We start from the raw sequence: 14,903 nt of genomic DNA on the forward strand, positions 1-14,903 counted from the left end.
CCCCCCCTCTGGCCACCGCCCGGCGCCGGGGGGGGCGGGGGGGGGGGCCGGCCCCCCCCCCCCCCCCCCCCCCCCCCGCCCCGGCGCCCGATCAGAAGGGGCAGATTCATGCGCAGGATGACCGACCAGCAGTGGCGTGCCTTCGTCTCCGCGGGCACCCGCACCGGCAAGCTGTCCACCACCCGGGCCGACGGCAGCCCGCACGTCACGCCGGTGTGGTTCCTGCTCGACGGGGACCATGTGGTGTTCAACACGGAGAAGGACGGACGGGGTCAAGGGCCGCATCCTGGCCCGGGACGGCCGGTTCGCTCTGTGCGTGGACCAGGACCAGCCTCCCTACGCCTTCGTCATGCTCCAGGGCCGCGCCGAGATCTCCGTGGACCCCGACGAGACGCTGCAGTGGTCCGGGCGCCTCGGCGCCCGTTACATGGGTGAGGACCGTGCCGAGGAGTACGCCGCCCGCAACGGCGGCCCGGGAAACCTCCTCGTCCTCGCCCACATCGAGAAGGCCATCGCCTTTGCCGGCATCGCCGATTGATCCTGCCGGCGCGGAGCAGCAGGCTCACCTCGATGCCGGAGCCCGTTCGGCCTGCTCCTTCGCCCACATCTACAGCGCCTCCCCGGTCAGGGTGTGGGCGTCGGCGGGAAGATCCAGAAGGGGGGCCACGATGGACTGCTCGTAGGCCACCGCGAGGCCGGGCAGCGGCCTGCCCAGGCGGACGAACTGCCCTGCACCGGTTTACAGGCTGGTCCCGCAGTCCACGGGCGCGGCCTTCCCGTCCGGCGGTGTCCAGGCTGTCGCAGACGGCCGGCGTCGTCGGAGGCCGATGGACAGGTGGGCAACACCGCCGGTTCAACCACCAGGGCCGCCGAGCCCTGTCTAGATCGAGCCGTACGTCCCCTACGCCAACTTCTGACCTGCGCTCACCGCACGCCCGGCCGCCCTGAGCGCGCTCAGGTCGCGGCGAACCTCTCCAATTCCCGCTCGGGGAGCACGGAGCCGCTGCGTGCATCGAGTTCTGCCTCGAAGGCCTTCATGGCGTTTTCCACCACTCGTCGGCCGGCGGGTGTGAGCTCGACGAGCGAGGAGCGACGGTCGTTCGGATTGGCGCGCCGCGCGCAGTAACCGGCAGCCTCGATACGGTCGACCACCTTGCTCGTCCCGCCGACCGTGATCCCGAACTCCTCCGCCACGTCCTGGATCCGGCATCCCGAGCGCCTGGCGAGCAGCTGCATCACCTCGAACCACGTGAGCTGAAGACCGCCCGGAGGACGGAACGACCGTGAGGATCCCCCGTGACCACCATCAGCGCCACGGCGTGTTCCGTCACCTGGACGCTCCGCCGCTCGCACAGGGCTCGGCTCACCTTCGAGGACGAGAACCGCTCTGATGCCTCGGTGATGCACCAGACGGTCTACCCGGCCTCCTCCGCCGCCTTCCTCGAGGCGCGCAGGCTGGTGATCGTGGTGACGGCCAGGACGAGCACGATGAAGCCCAGCGAGAAGGGGATGCCGATCTCGGGGACGTGGACGCCCGACTCGTGAAGGGCGTGCAGCACCAGCTTCACGCCGATGAAGCCGAGGATGATCGACAGGCCGTGGGAGAGGTGGACCAGCTTCTTCAGCAGGCCGCCGATGAGGAAGTACAGCTGGCGCAGGCCCATCAGGGCGAAGGCGTTGGCGGTGAAGACGATGTACGGATCCTGGGTCAGCCCGTAGATGGCGGGAATGGAGTCCAGGGCGAACAGCACGTCGGTGGAACCGATCGCGAGCATCACGACCAGCATCGGCGTCATGACCCGCTTGCCGTTCTCCCTGATGAACAGCTTCGTGCCGTGGTAGCGGTCGGCAACCCCGAAGCGCTGCTCCGCCATCTTCAGCAGCTTGTTCTCCCAGTACTCCTCCTCGTGGTCCTGGGCGCGGGCGTCCTGGACCAGCTTCCAGGCGGTCCAGATCAGGAAGGCGCCGAAGAGGTAGAACACCCAGGAGAAAGCGGAGATGATCGCCGCGCCGGCCGCGATGAACACGGCCCGCAACACAAGAGCCATCAGGGCGCCCACCATCAGCACCCGTTGCTGGTACTGCGAGGGCACCGCGAACTTCCCCATGTCAGGACGAACACGAAGAGGTTGTCGACGCTGAGCGACTTCTCGGTGATGTACCCGGCGAACAACTCGCCCGTGGGCCCGCTCCCACCGAAGTACCACAGCCCCAGCCCGAACAGCACGGCCAGGACGACCCACACCAGCGTCCACGTTCCGGCTTCTCTGATGGACACGTCGTGCGGCTTGCGGCCGACGAAGAAGTCGCCGAGTGCTCTGGATCATCCTGCCGCGGTGGCCGCCGGGGAAGGGGTGGACACCGGGCTGGCGCCAGACGACGTCCTCGGTAAAGATGCTGCCTGCCGGGCCTTATGCTTACCGCCGGCAATAGCCGACCCAACGCAACCAATGAGGGCGTATGACGCTCCCACAATTTCCGGCCTTCGATGTCATGACGGCGACCTGCCCGTCCCGTACCTCGCTCGCCCGCATTGCCAACAAGTGGACGGCCATGGTGGTCATCGCGCTCAGTGCAGGCCCCATGCGCTTCCGCGACCTGCGCACCAGAGTCGACGGCATCAGCGCCAAGGTCCTCACCGAGACGCTCCGGGACCTGGAGCGCGACGGACTCGTCACCCGGCACGTGTACGGCGAGATCCCGCCCCGGGTCGAGTACGAGTTGACCGCATTGGGGCGCACTCTGTATGCCCCGCTTCAGGCACTGGGCCGCTGGGCCGAGGAACACTTCGCCGAGGTACTCGCGGCACGCGAGAGCTACGACGCCCGCCAGCGACCGTCACTAGTTACCGAAGGTAACGAATTGGCGATGCGTCGTGACGGTGGGCCTGACGGTACGGCGTCCTGAACTCGCTGCCGCCATGACGTCCGTTCGTCGCCGGCTGCACGACGATCACCGCGGTACTCGTGTTCAGGCGCAGCCTGCGCGGCATCGTCCAGGGGGACAGCTCCCCCAGCGTGTTCACCCCGCAGATCGTCGATCTGGTCAAACAGGGCGGATCCTGATCGTCGGCGGCGGATTCGCCGACGGCCGTGTCGGCCGCCGCGGTCCGCGCGCCCGAAGTTTGCAGGACGACTCCCGTCCGGGAAGGATGCGGACGGCCTACTGTCCCCAGAAGGCGTCCTCGGCCACCTGGTCGCCGGAGAACAGCCACATCTCGACGATCTTGCCGTCCTTCAGGCGCAGGACATCCACGCCGTCCATGCTCATGGACGCGTCCTCGCGCCGCCCGGCGAAGTGGATCGAGGCGGCCACCATGTCGCCGTTGCCCATGAGAGCGTCGATCTTGTCGATGGCGAAAGAACCCTGACTGGCCTCCATCATCCCGCCGAGCATCGCGAAGACGGCGTCGCGCCCCTTGTGCTCACCGGAAAACCGGTTGGCGCCCGGCTGATGCCAGACGACCTGCTCGTCCAGCAACTCCCCCACCTTGGCCAGGTCGCCCTGCTGCACGGCCTGGAAGTATTCACCCGCGATATCGACGTTCTTGCTGGTCATGACAACACTCCTTACGCCTCCGACGTGGAGGCAGTGCGATTGCCGTTACGGCTTGGATGCGAGGCGCGTGCGCGACTCGGGGTGGATCAATGACGCGCGGTCAGGATCGGCAGACCTGCCCCTCGGGCACTGCCCCAGCATTCGCCCTCGACCTGCTGTCCCGCCGAGAAGAGCCAGACCCTGCGATACGCGCGCTCTCGATCCGCAACTGCAGCCGGACTGCGTCGTGATCGACATCGGCGGACTGTCGGAGCCCTTCCTCAGCGACGCGATCTTCTTCGAGGAGCCGCTGGGGGTAACGGCCCCGGCGGGCAACACCTACGCCGGAATGCAGGGACAGACCATCAGCAACGGCTGGTTCTGGCACCCCTCCACCCCGACCGAGAGCCTCATGAGCAAAGCCGCGGTCCTGTCGCACCTGGCCGACCTGGAGCCGAAGTACACCTCGTTCATCCTGAACTGCCCGCCCAACCGCAACGGCCTGCTGGACACCAACATCGTCAACCGGCTCGCCGAAGTGGGCGCCGCCTGGAGCCCGAACACCTCCAGGCCACCGCTGCCCACCCAGCCGCTGCGCGCCGAGCACCCCGTCACGCCGGTCAACGCGTACGCGACCGCCTTCCGCACCGGCGAGGGGCCGCTCAACGCCATCGACGGACTGAGCGACGTCCGCTACGAGACCTGCTGGTCGACCTGGGGGCTCTCCTCGCCCCTGCCCAACGCGCTCACGATCGACCTGGGTGGTGTGTGGAGCAACGTCTCCACCCTGGAGTACCTGCCCAAGCAGTGGAACCGCAACGACTCCACCGACGGCGACATCACCTCGTACACCATCCACACCAGCACCGACGGCACGAACTTCACCCAGGTCGCCACCGGCACCTGGGCCGGGAATCGCAAGACCAAGGTGGTCGAGTGGCCCGCCCGGAACGTGGGCTTCGTCCGGATCCAGGCAAACGCGGCCACCGGCGGCTACGCCAACGTCGGCGGCATCCGGATCGGTGGCCGAACGGCCAAGCCTGGCCTTGTCTCCAGGGTCCTGCCGGGCGACGGCACCGTGTACCGGCTGGTCAACCGCAACAGCGGCAACGTCGCCGACGTCAGCGGGAACGGAACCGCCAACGGCACCAACATCCTCCAGTGGCCCTGGCTGAACCGGAACAACCAGAAGTGGATCTTCGCCTCCACCGGCGACGGCTACTACGAGATCAAGGGCGTCAGCAGCGCCAAGCTCATGGAAGTGGCCGGGCTCTCCCGCGACGACGGCGGCAATGTGGCCATCTATGCGGACTTCGGCGTCCCCCAGCAGCACTGGGCCGTCACGCCCACCGGTGGCGGGTACTACTTCCTCATCAACCGCTACAGCGGGCTCTGCCTCGGCGTGGACGAGGGCAGCACCGCCGACGGAGCCAACATCGAGCAGCAGCCGTACACGTCACAAACGCGGCAGCAATGGCAGATCGTTCTGCCCTGACCTGAAAGACTACGGAATCCTGCGTACCACGGATCGGCGACCCACCGGACTCTGCCCAGACCCGAGCCGTGCGGGCGCCCGCCCTCGGCGCCGGCCGCATCAGCGCCCTATTGATGCCGGCCCGCCCGCTCGAGCCGCCCTTGTACGACACGGTCAGCGACAGCTCCCTGCGGAGCGGCCGGAGCGAGAGTGGTCACACTTGGGACGGCGGCGAGCGACGGGGGTTGCGGCAGACCGGCCGAAAACATAGCTTGACCCGGCGATATGAAAGCCCTTGCCCTTCGCAAGGCATCGCAGCGGGACGCCGCAGCGCCATGACAGCTCCCGCACCGCACACCTCGACCGGCCCCCTCGGCACCTCACGCACCCAGGTTCCCGCATGCCCAGACGCACCCTCGCCCCTGTCCTCCTCCTACTCGGCTCGCTCGCCCTGACAGCCGCCTGCTCCACCGGCTCACCACCGGCGGACTCGGCGCCCTCCCCGGACAGCCCGTCCCGGACCGGAGGGAACGACACCGGCACCCAGGTCGACCTGACCAAGCTCAAGGGCGTGAACATCGTCAGCGACAGCAGCACCGACCGCTCCTGCCCCTGGGCCACGAGTTACCCGGACGTGCCCGGCGCCGACGCGATGACAGCCGCAATGAAGAAGCAAGTGGCGGGACGTCTCGCGGGCTTCCTCGGCGAGGACATCGGCGCCCCGCCGAGCTGCGGTGGCGCGGACGGGTCGGAGGGGCCCGAGCTGAACGTCAGCTTCTCGTTCCTTGTGGCCTCCGGTGACGTGCTGGGCGTCCGGCTGGCGACGGTGGACCGTACGTCGAACGCGGACGGCCTGGACACCAGGGCGTACTGGTACGACGGTGCCGCCAAGAAATACCGGCCGTCCCCCGGCCTCATCGCGAACAGCTCCCGGGACACCTTCGTCGCGGCTCTGAAGAAGCGCCTGGAGAAGCGGGAAGGGGTCACCCCCGACACCGTCGAGGCGGCGCTCGGCGACCAGGAGTACCGGGACGCCTACCTGGACGACATGGCCTTCACCGCCGACGGCGATCTGAAGGTGGACTTCGACCGGGGCACGGTCGGCTTCCCCCCGGCCGGCCGCATCTCCGTCACCCTCCCCAGAGCGACGGTCACCCCGTGGCTGTCCGACTTCGGCAGCCGCGCCCAGAAGCAGACCACCGACCCGGACGACAAGCTCGACCTCGGCGCCGCACACACACCCGCCCCGTCCGCCTCCGCACAGCCGGACCCGGGCGCGGACACCACGGACTGCTCCAAGGCCAAGTGCATCGCCCTGACCTTCGACGACGGGCCCGCCGCCCCCGAGACGGGAACGCTGCTCAAGTACCTCGCCCAGTACAAGGCGCGGGCGACCTTCTTCGTGGTCGGACAGAACGTCGCCGCTCACCCGGACATCGTCCGCGCCGAGATGAAGTCAGGCCACGAGGTCGCCAACCACTCCTGGAACCACCCGGTCCTCACCAACCTCACCCCCGCCCAGATCCGCTCCCAGCTGGAGCGCACCAGCGCGGCGATCAAGTCCGCCACGGGCAAGGAGCCGACGCTCTTCCGCCCGCCGTACGGCGCGATCGACGGCAAGGTCCGCGCGGCCACCAGCCTCTCCCCCGTCCTGTGGGACATGGACACCCTCGACTGGAAGACCCACGACCCGGCCAAGGTCGCCCAGACCGTCATCTCCCAAGCCGAACCCAACGACGTCGTCCTGATCCACGACATCCACCCCACCTCGGTCGCCGCCGTTCCCGAGATCCTGCGCACCCTCACCGCCCGCGGCTACCACTTCGTCACCGTCAGCCACCTGCGAGCGACCCTCTGAGCGGCCCATGAGGCAGCCTCACGTTTCCGGCCGACGTGCCCCGCAGGCTGCCTTACAGGTCGGACAGTTTGCGAACGACCTGCGTGTCCTGCGGGACGGGGACCGAATCGGCCCAGGTCGCCATGACGTCGAGAACGTCGCGCAACCCCGCGCCGAGGGGGGTGAGTTCGTACTCGACGCGCGGGGGGATCTCCGCGTAGGTGGTGCGGGTGACGATGCCGTAGGTCTCGAACTGGCGCAGTCGGCTGGTCAGGGTGTGAGGGCTGATGCCGGGCAGGGCCTGGCGCAGTTCGGTGAAGCGGTGAGGGCCTTTGAGCAGTTCGCGCACGATGAGGGTGGCCCAGGGACCGTTGAGAAGGGTGAGGAACCGGGCCACACCGCACTCGGGAAGACAGGGACTGGTCACTTTTCGACAGTAGCCCATTAGTGCAGTTGATGTAACCGGTGCATCCTGTGCACTAATAGCCGCATGACCTACGTGATCCATGGCGCCACCGGCGCCCAGGGTGCCCCTGTCGCTGCCACTCTCACTGCCGACGGCAGGTCCGTGACCGCGCTGACCCGCAACCCGGACGCCGCCGTGGACGGCGCACGCGTTGTGGCCGCGAGCTACTCCTCCGTCACCGACCTGACCGATGCCTACCGCGGCGCCGACGGGGTGTTCGTCCACCTGCCGGTGGGTGCGGAGGAGGATCGCCTGGCCTTCGCGAACAACATCCTCACGGCTGTCCGTGAAGCCCGGCCGGGCCGCGTGGTGTTCTCCACCAGCGGTTCCCCGATCGACCCGGCCACCGGCGGCGCCGCCGCCACGCTGGCCTTCGGCCTGGCGGACAGCGGGGTGTCCCATGCGGTGATCGCCCCCGAGCTGTACCTCGAAAACCTGCTCATGCCGTACGTCATCGATTCGGTCCGTGAGCGCGGCGTACTGCCCTACCCGATCCGGGCCGACTTCCCCGTCTCCTGGGTGTCCCACCTGGACATCGCCGACGTCACGCTCGCCCTGTTCGACCGCCCGGGCCTCACCGGCGTGGTCTCCGTCGGGCAGTATCCGGCGATCACCGGGCCCGACCTGGCCGCGGCGTTCGCCGCCGGGCTCGGGCGGGACGTGGTCTTCGAGACCATCAGCCCTGATGAGTTCCGCACGTCCGTGGCACCCCTGATCGGCGAAGGTCCCGCCGCAGGCGTCGCGGAGGCGTACCGCGCCATGAGCGCGATACCGGGCCGCTCGATCACGCCGGAGAACTCCGCCCAGAAGCTGCTGGATGTCACGCCCCGGACCACAACGGAATGGCTGGCGGACATGGGTCTGTGACCGGCCGGGAGGCGCCCACCACCGCACAAGCACCGATCTGACATCCGCGGGCCGACCATCAGCCGGTCGGGGCATTGCCCGCTCGGGCCACTGTGGACGAACACCAGCCGGTGCCGGGTCGGCAGGCCGACCGCGACCGTCGCGAAGCCGGGCTGGTCCGTGGTCGTGCCGACGTAGAGCGCTTCCAGGACACCGACCGTGTGCCGCGCAAGGTCGGTGTCTTGGCCTCGCGGTTCCCTGACGCCTTCCGCCTCGAACTCGAGGCTCCTCCGTCGCGGGTCAGCTACGGACCGATGCCTGGGCCACCGCCCGGCCCGTTCGCGGTGCAGCACGCCGCAACGTGTGTGACCAGCGGCGCGAGCCCGGACGCTGTCGCGGTCAGTAGGTGGCCAGGGAGATGGCGATGTAGTGCGCGGTGAAGGCTGCCACGGTCAGGGCGTGGAAGACCTCGTGGTAGCCGAACCAGCGGGGTGAGGGGTCGGGCCGCTGTAGGGCGTAGACGACCGCGCCCGCGCTGTAGAGGAGACCGCCGACAACGATCAGGACGACTACGGCTGCTCCGCCGGTGTGCAGGAAGTCGGGCAGGTAGCGCACCGGCGCCCACCCCAGGGCCAGATAACACGGGGTGTACAGCCACCGCGGAGCTCCGACCCACAGGACCCGGAACACTAGGCCGGCCAATGCTCCAGTCCATACGATCCACAGCAGCATGGACCGCTGTTCCGGCCGGAGGAGGAGCACGGCCAGGGGGGTGCAGGTGCCGGCGATGATCAGGAAGATGTTGGCGTGGTCGAGTCGTCGTAGAAGCGCCTCGCCCAGCGGCCCCCAGGTGCCGCGGTGGTAGACGGCGCTCGTTGCGAACAGCAGCCAGGCGGTGACCGAGTACACGGCGCAGGCCAGGACTGCCTGCGGAGTACGGGCCAGGCAGATGAGTACGACGCCCGCGATCAGTGCGGCGGGGACCATTCCGGCATGGAGCCAGCCACGCAATTTCGGCTTGACCGGTTCGGCCAGGTCGGCCGCCCGCTCCACCAGGGCGGCAACCGAGTGAGCCTTCTCCCCTGCATGTCCGCCTTGCGATCCGTCGGGTAGCCCGTCTTCACGGCGCTCTCCGGGCGCTGAGGCGACGTGACCGTATTCGACTCCAGCGGCGTCACGGGACACAGCTTCTCGTTCTCCCTCCGGCGACTGGGCGTCACTTACAGTAATACGGTGATACACTAATGTAGTAATGCAGTAATGCTAAAAGACCTCACTTTGGCAGCACCATGGGAGGTCGGTCCAGAACCCCAGGGCCATCGGGCCGGCTCGCCACCGCGTAAACTACAGCCCCGTTGACCCTGCCGCCGATTGGGCCTGCCCAAGCCGAGTAGATCGGCCGGCCATGGGAAAGATCAGGGTTTACGAACGGGCATCTCCGCTCGCCTACGCGCAAGGATCGCCGATGCTTCCTGAGGTCCGCCCCCACGTGTCCGCCGCCCTGGCACACCAGTTGGAACATCAATTGGGTCTGGCTTCGCGTCTCGAAGCCGATCAACTCGATGTGGAGCGCGTAGCAGGCATCGCAGTCGTCGCAGCTGCCCACTCCGACGGCTATGCGGCCACCGGCCACCTCCTCGGACTGCTGGCCGCGCTGCCTGTCCCCACCGAGGCAGGCGAACGCTTCTGGTCGGACCTGTGGAGGTCCTCGGGCACCGCGTACCTGCTACCCGCCAACATGAAGGCTCAGGTGCTGCGTTCTCTTGAAGGAGAGGGAACCGCCCTGGCCAGGCAGATCCTCTCGGCCTTCGACGAGATGACCCCGCCCCAGCGCGTAGCGGCCGGGGAGGTGATCGGTCAAGCCCTCGCCGAGTCCGACCATTTGCCTGACCTCAAGACACAGGTCATCGGCGAGTTGTGGCTCCGAGATCTCGAGCTCACCGCCTGGCGCGTTCTGCATGCGGACCGCAGATGGGACGATTCGGTTGGACGGCAAGCCTTCCTCGACGCCTGGACGGGCACCTGACCGTCTGCTGCTCCAAACTGCGCGAACAGCGGCGCGGGGCATGCGGCACCCGAACCGGACGACGCTCGAAGCAACTGAGGTCAGGAAGTTCGGGCCGAGGTCGCACCCGCCTCCGCCTCAACGGATCAGGGGCCGCGCAGCAATGGCTGCACGGCCCCTGATCCTGAGCACGCCCGGCACGAGAGCAGGCGCTTCGCCCGGTGGACGGCAAAGCCCGCACGGGCGGCGCTCACCGGACGCAGTGTGCGCGATCCCTGGGCAGGGCTGCGAGGTCAGGCCAGGTTGATGTTCTCGGCCTGCGGACCCTTCTGCCCCTGGGTGACGTCGAACGTCACGAGCTGGCCCTCCTGGAGCTCACGGAAGCCCGAGGAGTTGATCGCGGAGTAGTGCGCGAAGACATCCGGGCCGCCCCCGTCCTGGGCGATGAAGCCGAAACCCTTCTCCGCGTTGAACCACTTCACAGTTCCCGTTGCCATGTCTTATGCCCTCCAGCCGATGAACGCCTCCCACTCCATGGAAGGCAGAGGTGATCGCCCTGGTCCCTGCGGCACAGCACAGCAAAACGCCCACACCAAAGGCGCGGGGCAGGGAAAATCCGAACCACGACAGCTGACACAGAACGCTACACGCCCACACGCCACGTCACCATAGGAAACGATCACACCGCACGGCAGACCGTGCGTGCGGTGCCGGCCGACGCGGACGGGCACGCTTATCTCATGCTGCTGCGGTCGGTTTCGCTGATTCGGTGGCGCGGCGGAATTCGGCGTTGATGCGCTGGGCTTCCTCGAGCTGGTCTTCAAGGATGATGATGCGGCAGGCGGCCTCGATAGGGGTGCCGTGGTCGACGAGTTCCCGGGCGCGGGCGGCGATGCGCAGCTGGTAGCGGGAGTAGCGGCGGTGGCCGCCTGCGGAGCGGAGTGGGGTGATGAGGCGGGCTTCGCCGATGGCACGGAGGAAGCTCTGCGTGGTGCCGAGCATCTCGGCGGCCCGACCCATGGTGTAGGCGGGGTAGTCGTCGTCATCGAGACGGCCGTACGAGTCGTCTGCTGTCATTGCACCTCTCTCTGGAACACATGGAGGGGCCCTGGCACCGTACTGGCGCCAGGGCCCCGAAGGAACTGCTACACCATCTGCCGGCCCTGATACTGCACCGGCCCTCTGTTTCCGCAGACCCGACCGAGATGCTGTCGGGGGCGCGGGGATCGCGGTTGCTTGACCGGAGACCACCTCACTATCGATGTCCTGCGGTACCCGGGCTCAAGACTTCCACCCGGGCGATCCTGATGGCGCTCGGCTCCTCCGTTCTTCCCTCTTGATCAACTACTCACTACGGAAACTGCGTACTACTGGTACTGCGAACTGCTGGTGGCCTCGAACAGCGCCACTCTTCGGCAGCCAGCCCCGTCGCCCATCCTGCGTCTGCCCTGGCTTGGAACCCCGCTGCCGAACTTCCCGGCACGCGCGCCCGCAGCTGACGCCTTTACCGAGGAACCACTGACTACTGCACTGCTGCACTACTGTCCACGGCGGCCCCTGATCACCGCGGGCCGCCCGGTCCGATGGCCAGTCCCGTCACCGTCCTGCAACTGCTCTGGCTTCGGAACTCCGCCACCGCACCGTCCTGCGAACTGCAACTGTCTGTACTACTGCCCGGCAGTTCATCTCTGCCGGGCCTCGCTCGATCTCGACTACGAGAGAAACCATAACCACATCACCCTCCTATGTCTACTGTGGCTGGCATAGATTTCCGCCTGATCGAAGATGAGGTAATCCGCCTCGACCGGTCCATGGGTCCCACATGGGCATCTCATGACGGAGACCACCGGCCGGGACGGACGTTTCCATCCGTTACTCCCCCGCAGGCCGGCCGGTCACGGGCCTGGCACGAGGACTGCGCCGCCCGTGACGATCCCAGGATGATCGAGCAGCTCGTGGAAGCGTGCGCGCAGGTGCCGCGATCCGCAGGCTGACGTTCCTGCTGCCGCGTCAGTGCCCTGCCGGGGATGTGCCCCTCGTCCCGCGGCCACTCTCTCGTGCTCGCCCAGCCGACGGCATCGCAGCGGATGGGCCGCCTGGCTGACCGGCGCGGCCCGCGACGCGAGCAGACCGTCGGGCCGCCGAAACACGGGCTCAGGGCAGCGCGCCGCCATGCGTCGACTATGGTCCTCAGTCCCTGTGGCAAACTCCGTGGTCTGCCGGGTTGCCGGGTGGAGGGGCGGGGCACACGGGTTGGGTAGGCGAAGGCCGGGCATGGACGATCCAGAGACCAGGGTGACCCCGATGAACACGATGACCGTCAACGCCACAACCGTCCGTTCCACAAGCGGCGTTGCAGACGCACGCGATACGGCACGGTCCGTCCTCGAAGGTCTGCGGCAGCCGGCCCTGGCCCCCGACGTCGCGGACACAGCCAACCCTGGACGCTGCGCGCCGTCGTAACCCACCGCGCACAGAGGATTCGCCAGGCCATCCCGGCGGGGCTCTGCCGTATCACCGGCGCTCTCACGCACGTCTCACGAACAGGGTCGACGCTCCCTAGGAACCTGTGCCATGTAGTGCCAGCGACGGGCCGAAGACGAGGACCGGCCCGTCCTCGGGGCCGTCGAACCGGTATTGAAGAGTCTGCGTCTCGCTCACCGGGTCACGGTATCCGACGGTCCCGGCGGAGATCAGGCCCTGGCCCAACGGCCCCTTTTCCAGGGCTTGGTTTTCCCCCAGCTACCGCTGGGAGGTGCCCCCTCCCAGCTACCGCTGGGAGGTGCCCCCTCCCAGCTACCGCGGGGAAGTGCCCCTCCCAGCTACCGCGGGGAAGTGCCCCTCCCAGCTACCGCGGGGAAGTGCCCCCGGCCGGTGGGCGGCTACGGCGTCACGGTGGAGACGACGTACACCTTGGGGTGGCGCCGGTTGTCGAAATCGACGGTGATGTCCAACTCAGGCTGGGGTTCCTTCTGCTTGAGCACCATCCCGGCCCAGTCCTCGTCGCCGCCGATCCGCCAGCCGACCTTTCTCGCGTCGTCGGCGTCGATGGTGATCCTGCCGTCCTTCAGCTCCGCACGGTCGGTGCCGAGCCGGACCAGGAACCGGTCCAGGCCCTGGACGGAGGTGACGAACTGCACGTAGAGCGAGCTGGTCTTCCAGGAGTTGGTCTCGTAGAACGCCACGTCGTCGGAGTAGGACGGGATCCACATGTCGTAGATGCGCCGCTGGACCTTGCTGGGCCAGCCCGCGGTGAGGCCGGTCGCCGAGGCGTTTTCCTGCTTGTCCTCGCCACTGTTGCGGCTCTGGAGGGCGGAGATGACCATATAGCCCGCCGGGATCGTGATCAGCAGGAAGACCACCAGCGCCTTGAGCCAGCGGCGCGACCGGCGGCCGCCGTCGCCGGGCCGCTCCCCGGCGGCCCGGCGGCCCGGCGGCGGGGCGCCGTTGGCGGAGGCGGCGGAGGTGGTGCCGTTGGCGGAGGCGGCGGTGCCGTTGGCGGGGGCGGTGGGCGCGGCGGGGCGCTGCTCGGCGGCGGTCACTGGCGCTCTGCCTGGCCGCGCGACGCCAGCCACGGGGTGGCCCCGGCGCGCTCGTAGCGCTCCACGCGGCGCCGGTTGGCGCGGCGGAACCGGCGGGCGACCAGCCGGGCCAGGTCGGCGGCGCCGACCATGCCCGCCTCGGGGCCCAGCTGGGCCTTGACGATACGGGCCTCCGGCCGGTAGCCGCGGCCGGTCAGGGTGCGCCGGAAGGCGTCCCGGGCCGGGCCGATCAGCAGGTCGTCGGCCGCGCTGACGCCGCCGCCGATGACGAAGCAGGAGGGGTCCAGGGCAGCCGCCAGATTGGCGATGCCGACGCCGAGCCATTGGCCGATGTCCTGCAGCAGCTCGATGCACATGGCGTCGCCGTCGCGGGCCAGCTCGGTGATCAGCGGCCCGGTGATCTCGCGGATGTTGCCGCCGACCCGGTCGATGATCCCGTACGCGACCGGGGACTCGGCCGCGGCCAGCTCGCGCGCCTCCCTGACCAGCGCGTTGCCGGAGCTGTACTGCTCCCAGCAGCCGCGGTTGCCGCAGGGGCAGCGGTGGCCGGCGGGCACCACCTGCATATGGCCGAACTCGCCCGCCACCCCGTACTTGCCGCGCTTGACCTGGCCGTCCTCCAGGATGGCGCCGCCGATGCCGGTGCCGAGGGTGATCATGACGAGGTGGTCCTCGCCGCGCCCCGCGCCGAAGCGCCACTCGGCCCACGCGGCGGCGTTGGCGTCGTTGTCGACCATCACCGGGACCGCGAGCCGCTCGGCGAGGCGGTCGCGCAGCGGCTCGTTGCGCCAGGACAGGTGCGGGGCGAACAGGACGCGGTTGCGGTCGGCGTCGACCCAGCCCGCGGCCCCGATGCCAACCGCGTGCACGTCGTGCCGGTCGGAGAGGTCGAGCACCAGCTCGGTGATGGTGTCCTCGACGACCTTGGGGCTTTTGGACTTGTCGGGCGTCTCGGTGCGCAGCTTCTCCAGGATGTTGCCGTCGGCGTCGACGACCCCGGCCATCACCTTGGTGCCGCCGATGTCGATGCCGACGGTGGGCACCCGGGGCGCGGTGAGGTGCGAGCGGCGCTCGCGGGTGCCGACAGTGCGCAGCACGGTCGCCCGGGCGGACCCCCGGTGCACTCTTTCGCGGTAAAGACTCATCGGCTCACCCCTTCAAGGCCGGGCCCGACGGGGCGGCGCAGGCGTGGAGGG

12 protein-coding genes and 3 pseudogenes are annotated in these 14,903 nt (G+C 68.7%); 6 read left to right on the top strand and 9 right to left on the bottom strand.

The features are described from left to right. Positions 1 to 108: 108 nt before the first annotated feature. Positions 109 to 538 (top strand): annotated as a pseudogene (locus tag PV419_RS31045) (PPOX class F420-dependent oxidoreductase). 416 nt (positions 539 to 954) lie between these two features. Here PV419_RS31045 and PV419_RS31050 read toward each other — a convergent pair. Both PV419_RS31050 and PV419_RS31055 read right to left on the bottom strand, forming a co-directional pair. Beyond that, positions 955 to 1,236 carry a MarR family winged helix-turn-helix transcriptional regulator gene (locus tag PV419_RS31050; RefSeq protein ID WP_319694614.1) on the bottom strand — a complete coding sequence of 94 codons (282 nt, stop codon included), beginning with the start codon at positions 1,234 to 1,236 and terminating at the stop codon, positions 955 to 957. 179 nt (positions 1,237 to 1,415) lie between these two features. After that, positions 1,416 to 2,308 (bottom strand): annotated as a pseudogene (locus PV419_RS31055) (TerC family protein); the annotation flags it as partial. A 152-nt stretch (positions 2,309 to 2,460) separates the two neighbouring features. Here PV419_RS31055 and PV419_RS31060 point away from each other — a divergent pair. After that, complete coding sequence (locus PV419_RS31060) at positions 2,461 to 2,907, top strand: helix-turn-helix domain-containing protein (protein WP_319694616.1); 447 nt, start codon at positions 2,461 to 2,463, stop codon at positions 2,905 to 2,907. Positions 2,908 to 3,162: 255 nt separating this feature from the next. Here PV419_RS31060 and PV419_RS31065 read toward each other — a convergent pair whose 3' ends face one another. Beyond that, a complete protein-coding gene (locus PV419_RS31065; RefSeq protein WP_319694618.1) occupies positions 3,163 to 3,558 on the bottom strand; it encodes a nuclear transport factor 2 family protein in 396 nt (131 codons plus the stop codon). Between the two features lie 208 nt (positions 3,559 to 3,766). Here PV419_RS31065 and PV419_RS31070 point away from each other — a divergent pair. Both PV419_RS31070 and PV419_RS31075 read left to right on the top strand, forming a co-directional pair. After that, a pseudogene (locus PV419_RS31070) lies at positions 3,767 to 5,032 on the top strand (RICIN domain-containing protein); the annotation flags it as partial. A gap of 379 nt (positions 5,033 to 5,411) precedes the next feature. Further along, entirely contained in the window at positions 5,412 to 6,869 is a 1,458-nt protein-coding gene (locus PV419_RS31075; RefSeq protein ID WP_319694619.1) for a polysaccharide deacetylase family protein, read from the top strand. 52 nt (positions 6,870 to 6,921) lie between these two features. Here PV419_RS31075 and PV419_RS31080 read toward each other — a convergent pair whose 3' ends face one another. Further along, entirely contained in the window at positions 6,922 to 7,275 is a 354-nt protein-coding gene (locus tag PV419_RS31080; RefSeq protein WP_319694621.1) for a helix-turn-helix domain-containing protein, read from the bottom strand. Positions 7,276 to 7,338: 63 nt separating this feature from the next. Here PV419_RS31080 and PV419_RS31085 point away from each other — a divergent pair, with 63 nt between their 5' ends. Beyond that, entirely contained in the window at positions 7,339 to 8,181 is an 843-nt protein-coding gene (locus PV419_RS31085; RefSeq protein WP_319694623.1) for an SDR family oxidoreductase, read from the top strand. 378 nt (positions 8,182 to 8,559) lie between these two features. Here the strand turns inward: PV419_RS31085 and trhA are convergent, their stop codons facing one another. Further along, positions 8,560 to 9,213 carry a PAQR family membrane homeostasis protein TrhA gene (gene trhA, locus PV419_RS31095; RefSeq protein ID WP_319694625.1) on the bottom strand — a complete coding sequence of 218 codons (654 nt, stop codon included), beginning with the start codon at positions 9,211 to 9,213 and terminating at the stop codon, positions 8,560 to 8,562. A 352-nt stretch (positions 9,214 to 9,565) separates the two neighbouring features. Here trhA and PV419_RS31100 point away from each other — a divergent pair, with 352 nt between their 5' ends. Continuing rightward, the gene (locus PV419_RS31100) at positions 9,566 to 10,186 is read left to right on the top strand and encodes a hypothetical protein (protein WP_319694626.1); all 621 of its coding nucleotides are present in this window, start codon (positions 9,566 to 9,568) and stop codon (positions 10,184 to 10,186) included. A 272-nt stretch (positions 10,187 to 10,458) separates the two neighbouring features. Here the strand turns inward: PV419_RS31100 and PV419_RS31105 are convergent, their stop codons facing one another. From PV419_RS31105 to PV419_RS31120, 4 genes are all read right to left on the bottom strand, one after another. Next, positions 10,459 to 10,662, bottom strand: a complete 204-nt coding sequence (locus PV419_RS31105; RefSeq protein WP_054230424.1) for a cold-shock protein — start codon at positions 10,660 to 10,662, stop codon at positions 10,459 to 10,461. Positions 10,663 to 10,903: 241 nt separating this feature from the next. Further along, entirely contained in the window at positions 10,904 to 11,242 is a 339-nt protein-coding gene (locus PV419_RS31110) for a MerR family transcriptional regulator (protein WP_319694627.1), read from the bottom strand. A gap of 1,805 nt (positions 11,243 to 13,047) precedes the next feature. Next, positions 13,048 to 13,707, bottom strand: a complete 660-nt coding sequence (locus tag PV419_RS31115) for a hypothetical protein (RefSeq protein ID WP_319694629.1) — start codon at positions 13,705 to 13,707, stop codon at positions 13,048 to 13,050. Then, on the bottom strand, positions 13,704 to 14,852 hold the full coding sequence (locus PV419_RS31120; RefSeq protein WP_319694630.1) for an ROK family glucokinase: 1,149 nt from the start codon (positions 14,850 to 14,852) through the stop codon (positions 13,704 to 13,706). Before PV419_RS31120 ends, PV419_RS31115 begins: the two co-directional genes overlap by 4 nt. Between the last annotated feature and the right edge of the window lie 51 nt (positions 14,853 to 14,903).

The sequence above is a fragment of the Streptomyces sp. ME19-01-6 genome, from assembly GCF_033793745.1.
GTDB lineage: Bacteria > Actinomycetota > Actinomycetes > Streptomycetales > Streptomycetaceae > Streptomyces.

Bases quoted from the DNA above. Each gene is read 5' to 3' on its own strand.
- PV419_RS31085 (WP_319694623.1), top strand. From the start codon at position 7,339: ATGACCTACGTGATCCATGGCGCCACCGGCGCCCAGGGTGCCCCTGTC.
- PV419_RS31120 (WP_319694630.1), bottom strand. From the start codon at position 14,852: ATGAGTCTTTACCGCGAAAGAGTGCACCGGGGGTCCGCCCGGGCGACC.
- PV419_RS31050 (WP_319694614.1), bottom strand. From the start codon at position 1,236: ATGCAGCTGCTCGCCAGGCGCTCGGGATGCCGGATCCAGGACGTGGCG.
- PV419_RS31100 (WP_319694626.1), top strand. From the start codon at position 9,566: ATGGGAAAGATCAGGGTTTACGAACGGGCATCTCCGCTCGCCTACGCG.
- PV419_RS31105 (WP_054230424.1), bottom strand. From the start codon at position 10,662: ATGGCAACGGGAACTGTGAAGTGGTTCAACGCGGAGAAGGGTTTCGGC.
- PV419_RS31060 (WP_319694616.1), top strand. From the start codon at position 2,461: ATGACGCTCCCACAATTTCCGGCCTTCGATGTCATGACGGCGACCTGC.
- PV419_RS31065 (WP_319694618.1), bottom strand. From the start codon at position 3,558: ATGACCAGCAAGAACGTCGATATCGCGGGTGAATACTTCCAGGCCGTG.
- PV419_RS31075 (WP_319694619.1), top strand. From the start codon at position 5,412: ATGCCCAGACGCACCCTCGCCCCTGTCCTCCTCCTACTCGGCTCGCTC.
- PV419_RS31110 (WP_319694627.1), bottom strand. From the start codon at position 11,242: ATGACAGCAGACGACTCGTACGGCCGTCTCGATGACGACGACTACCCC.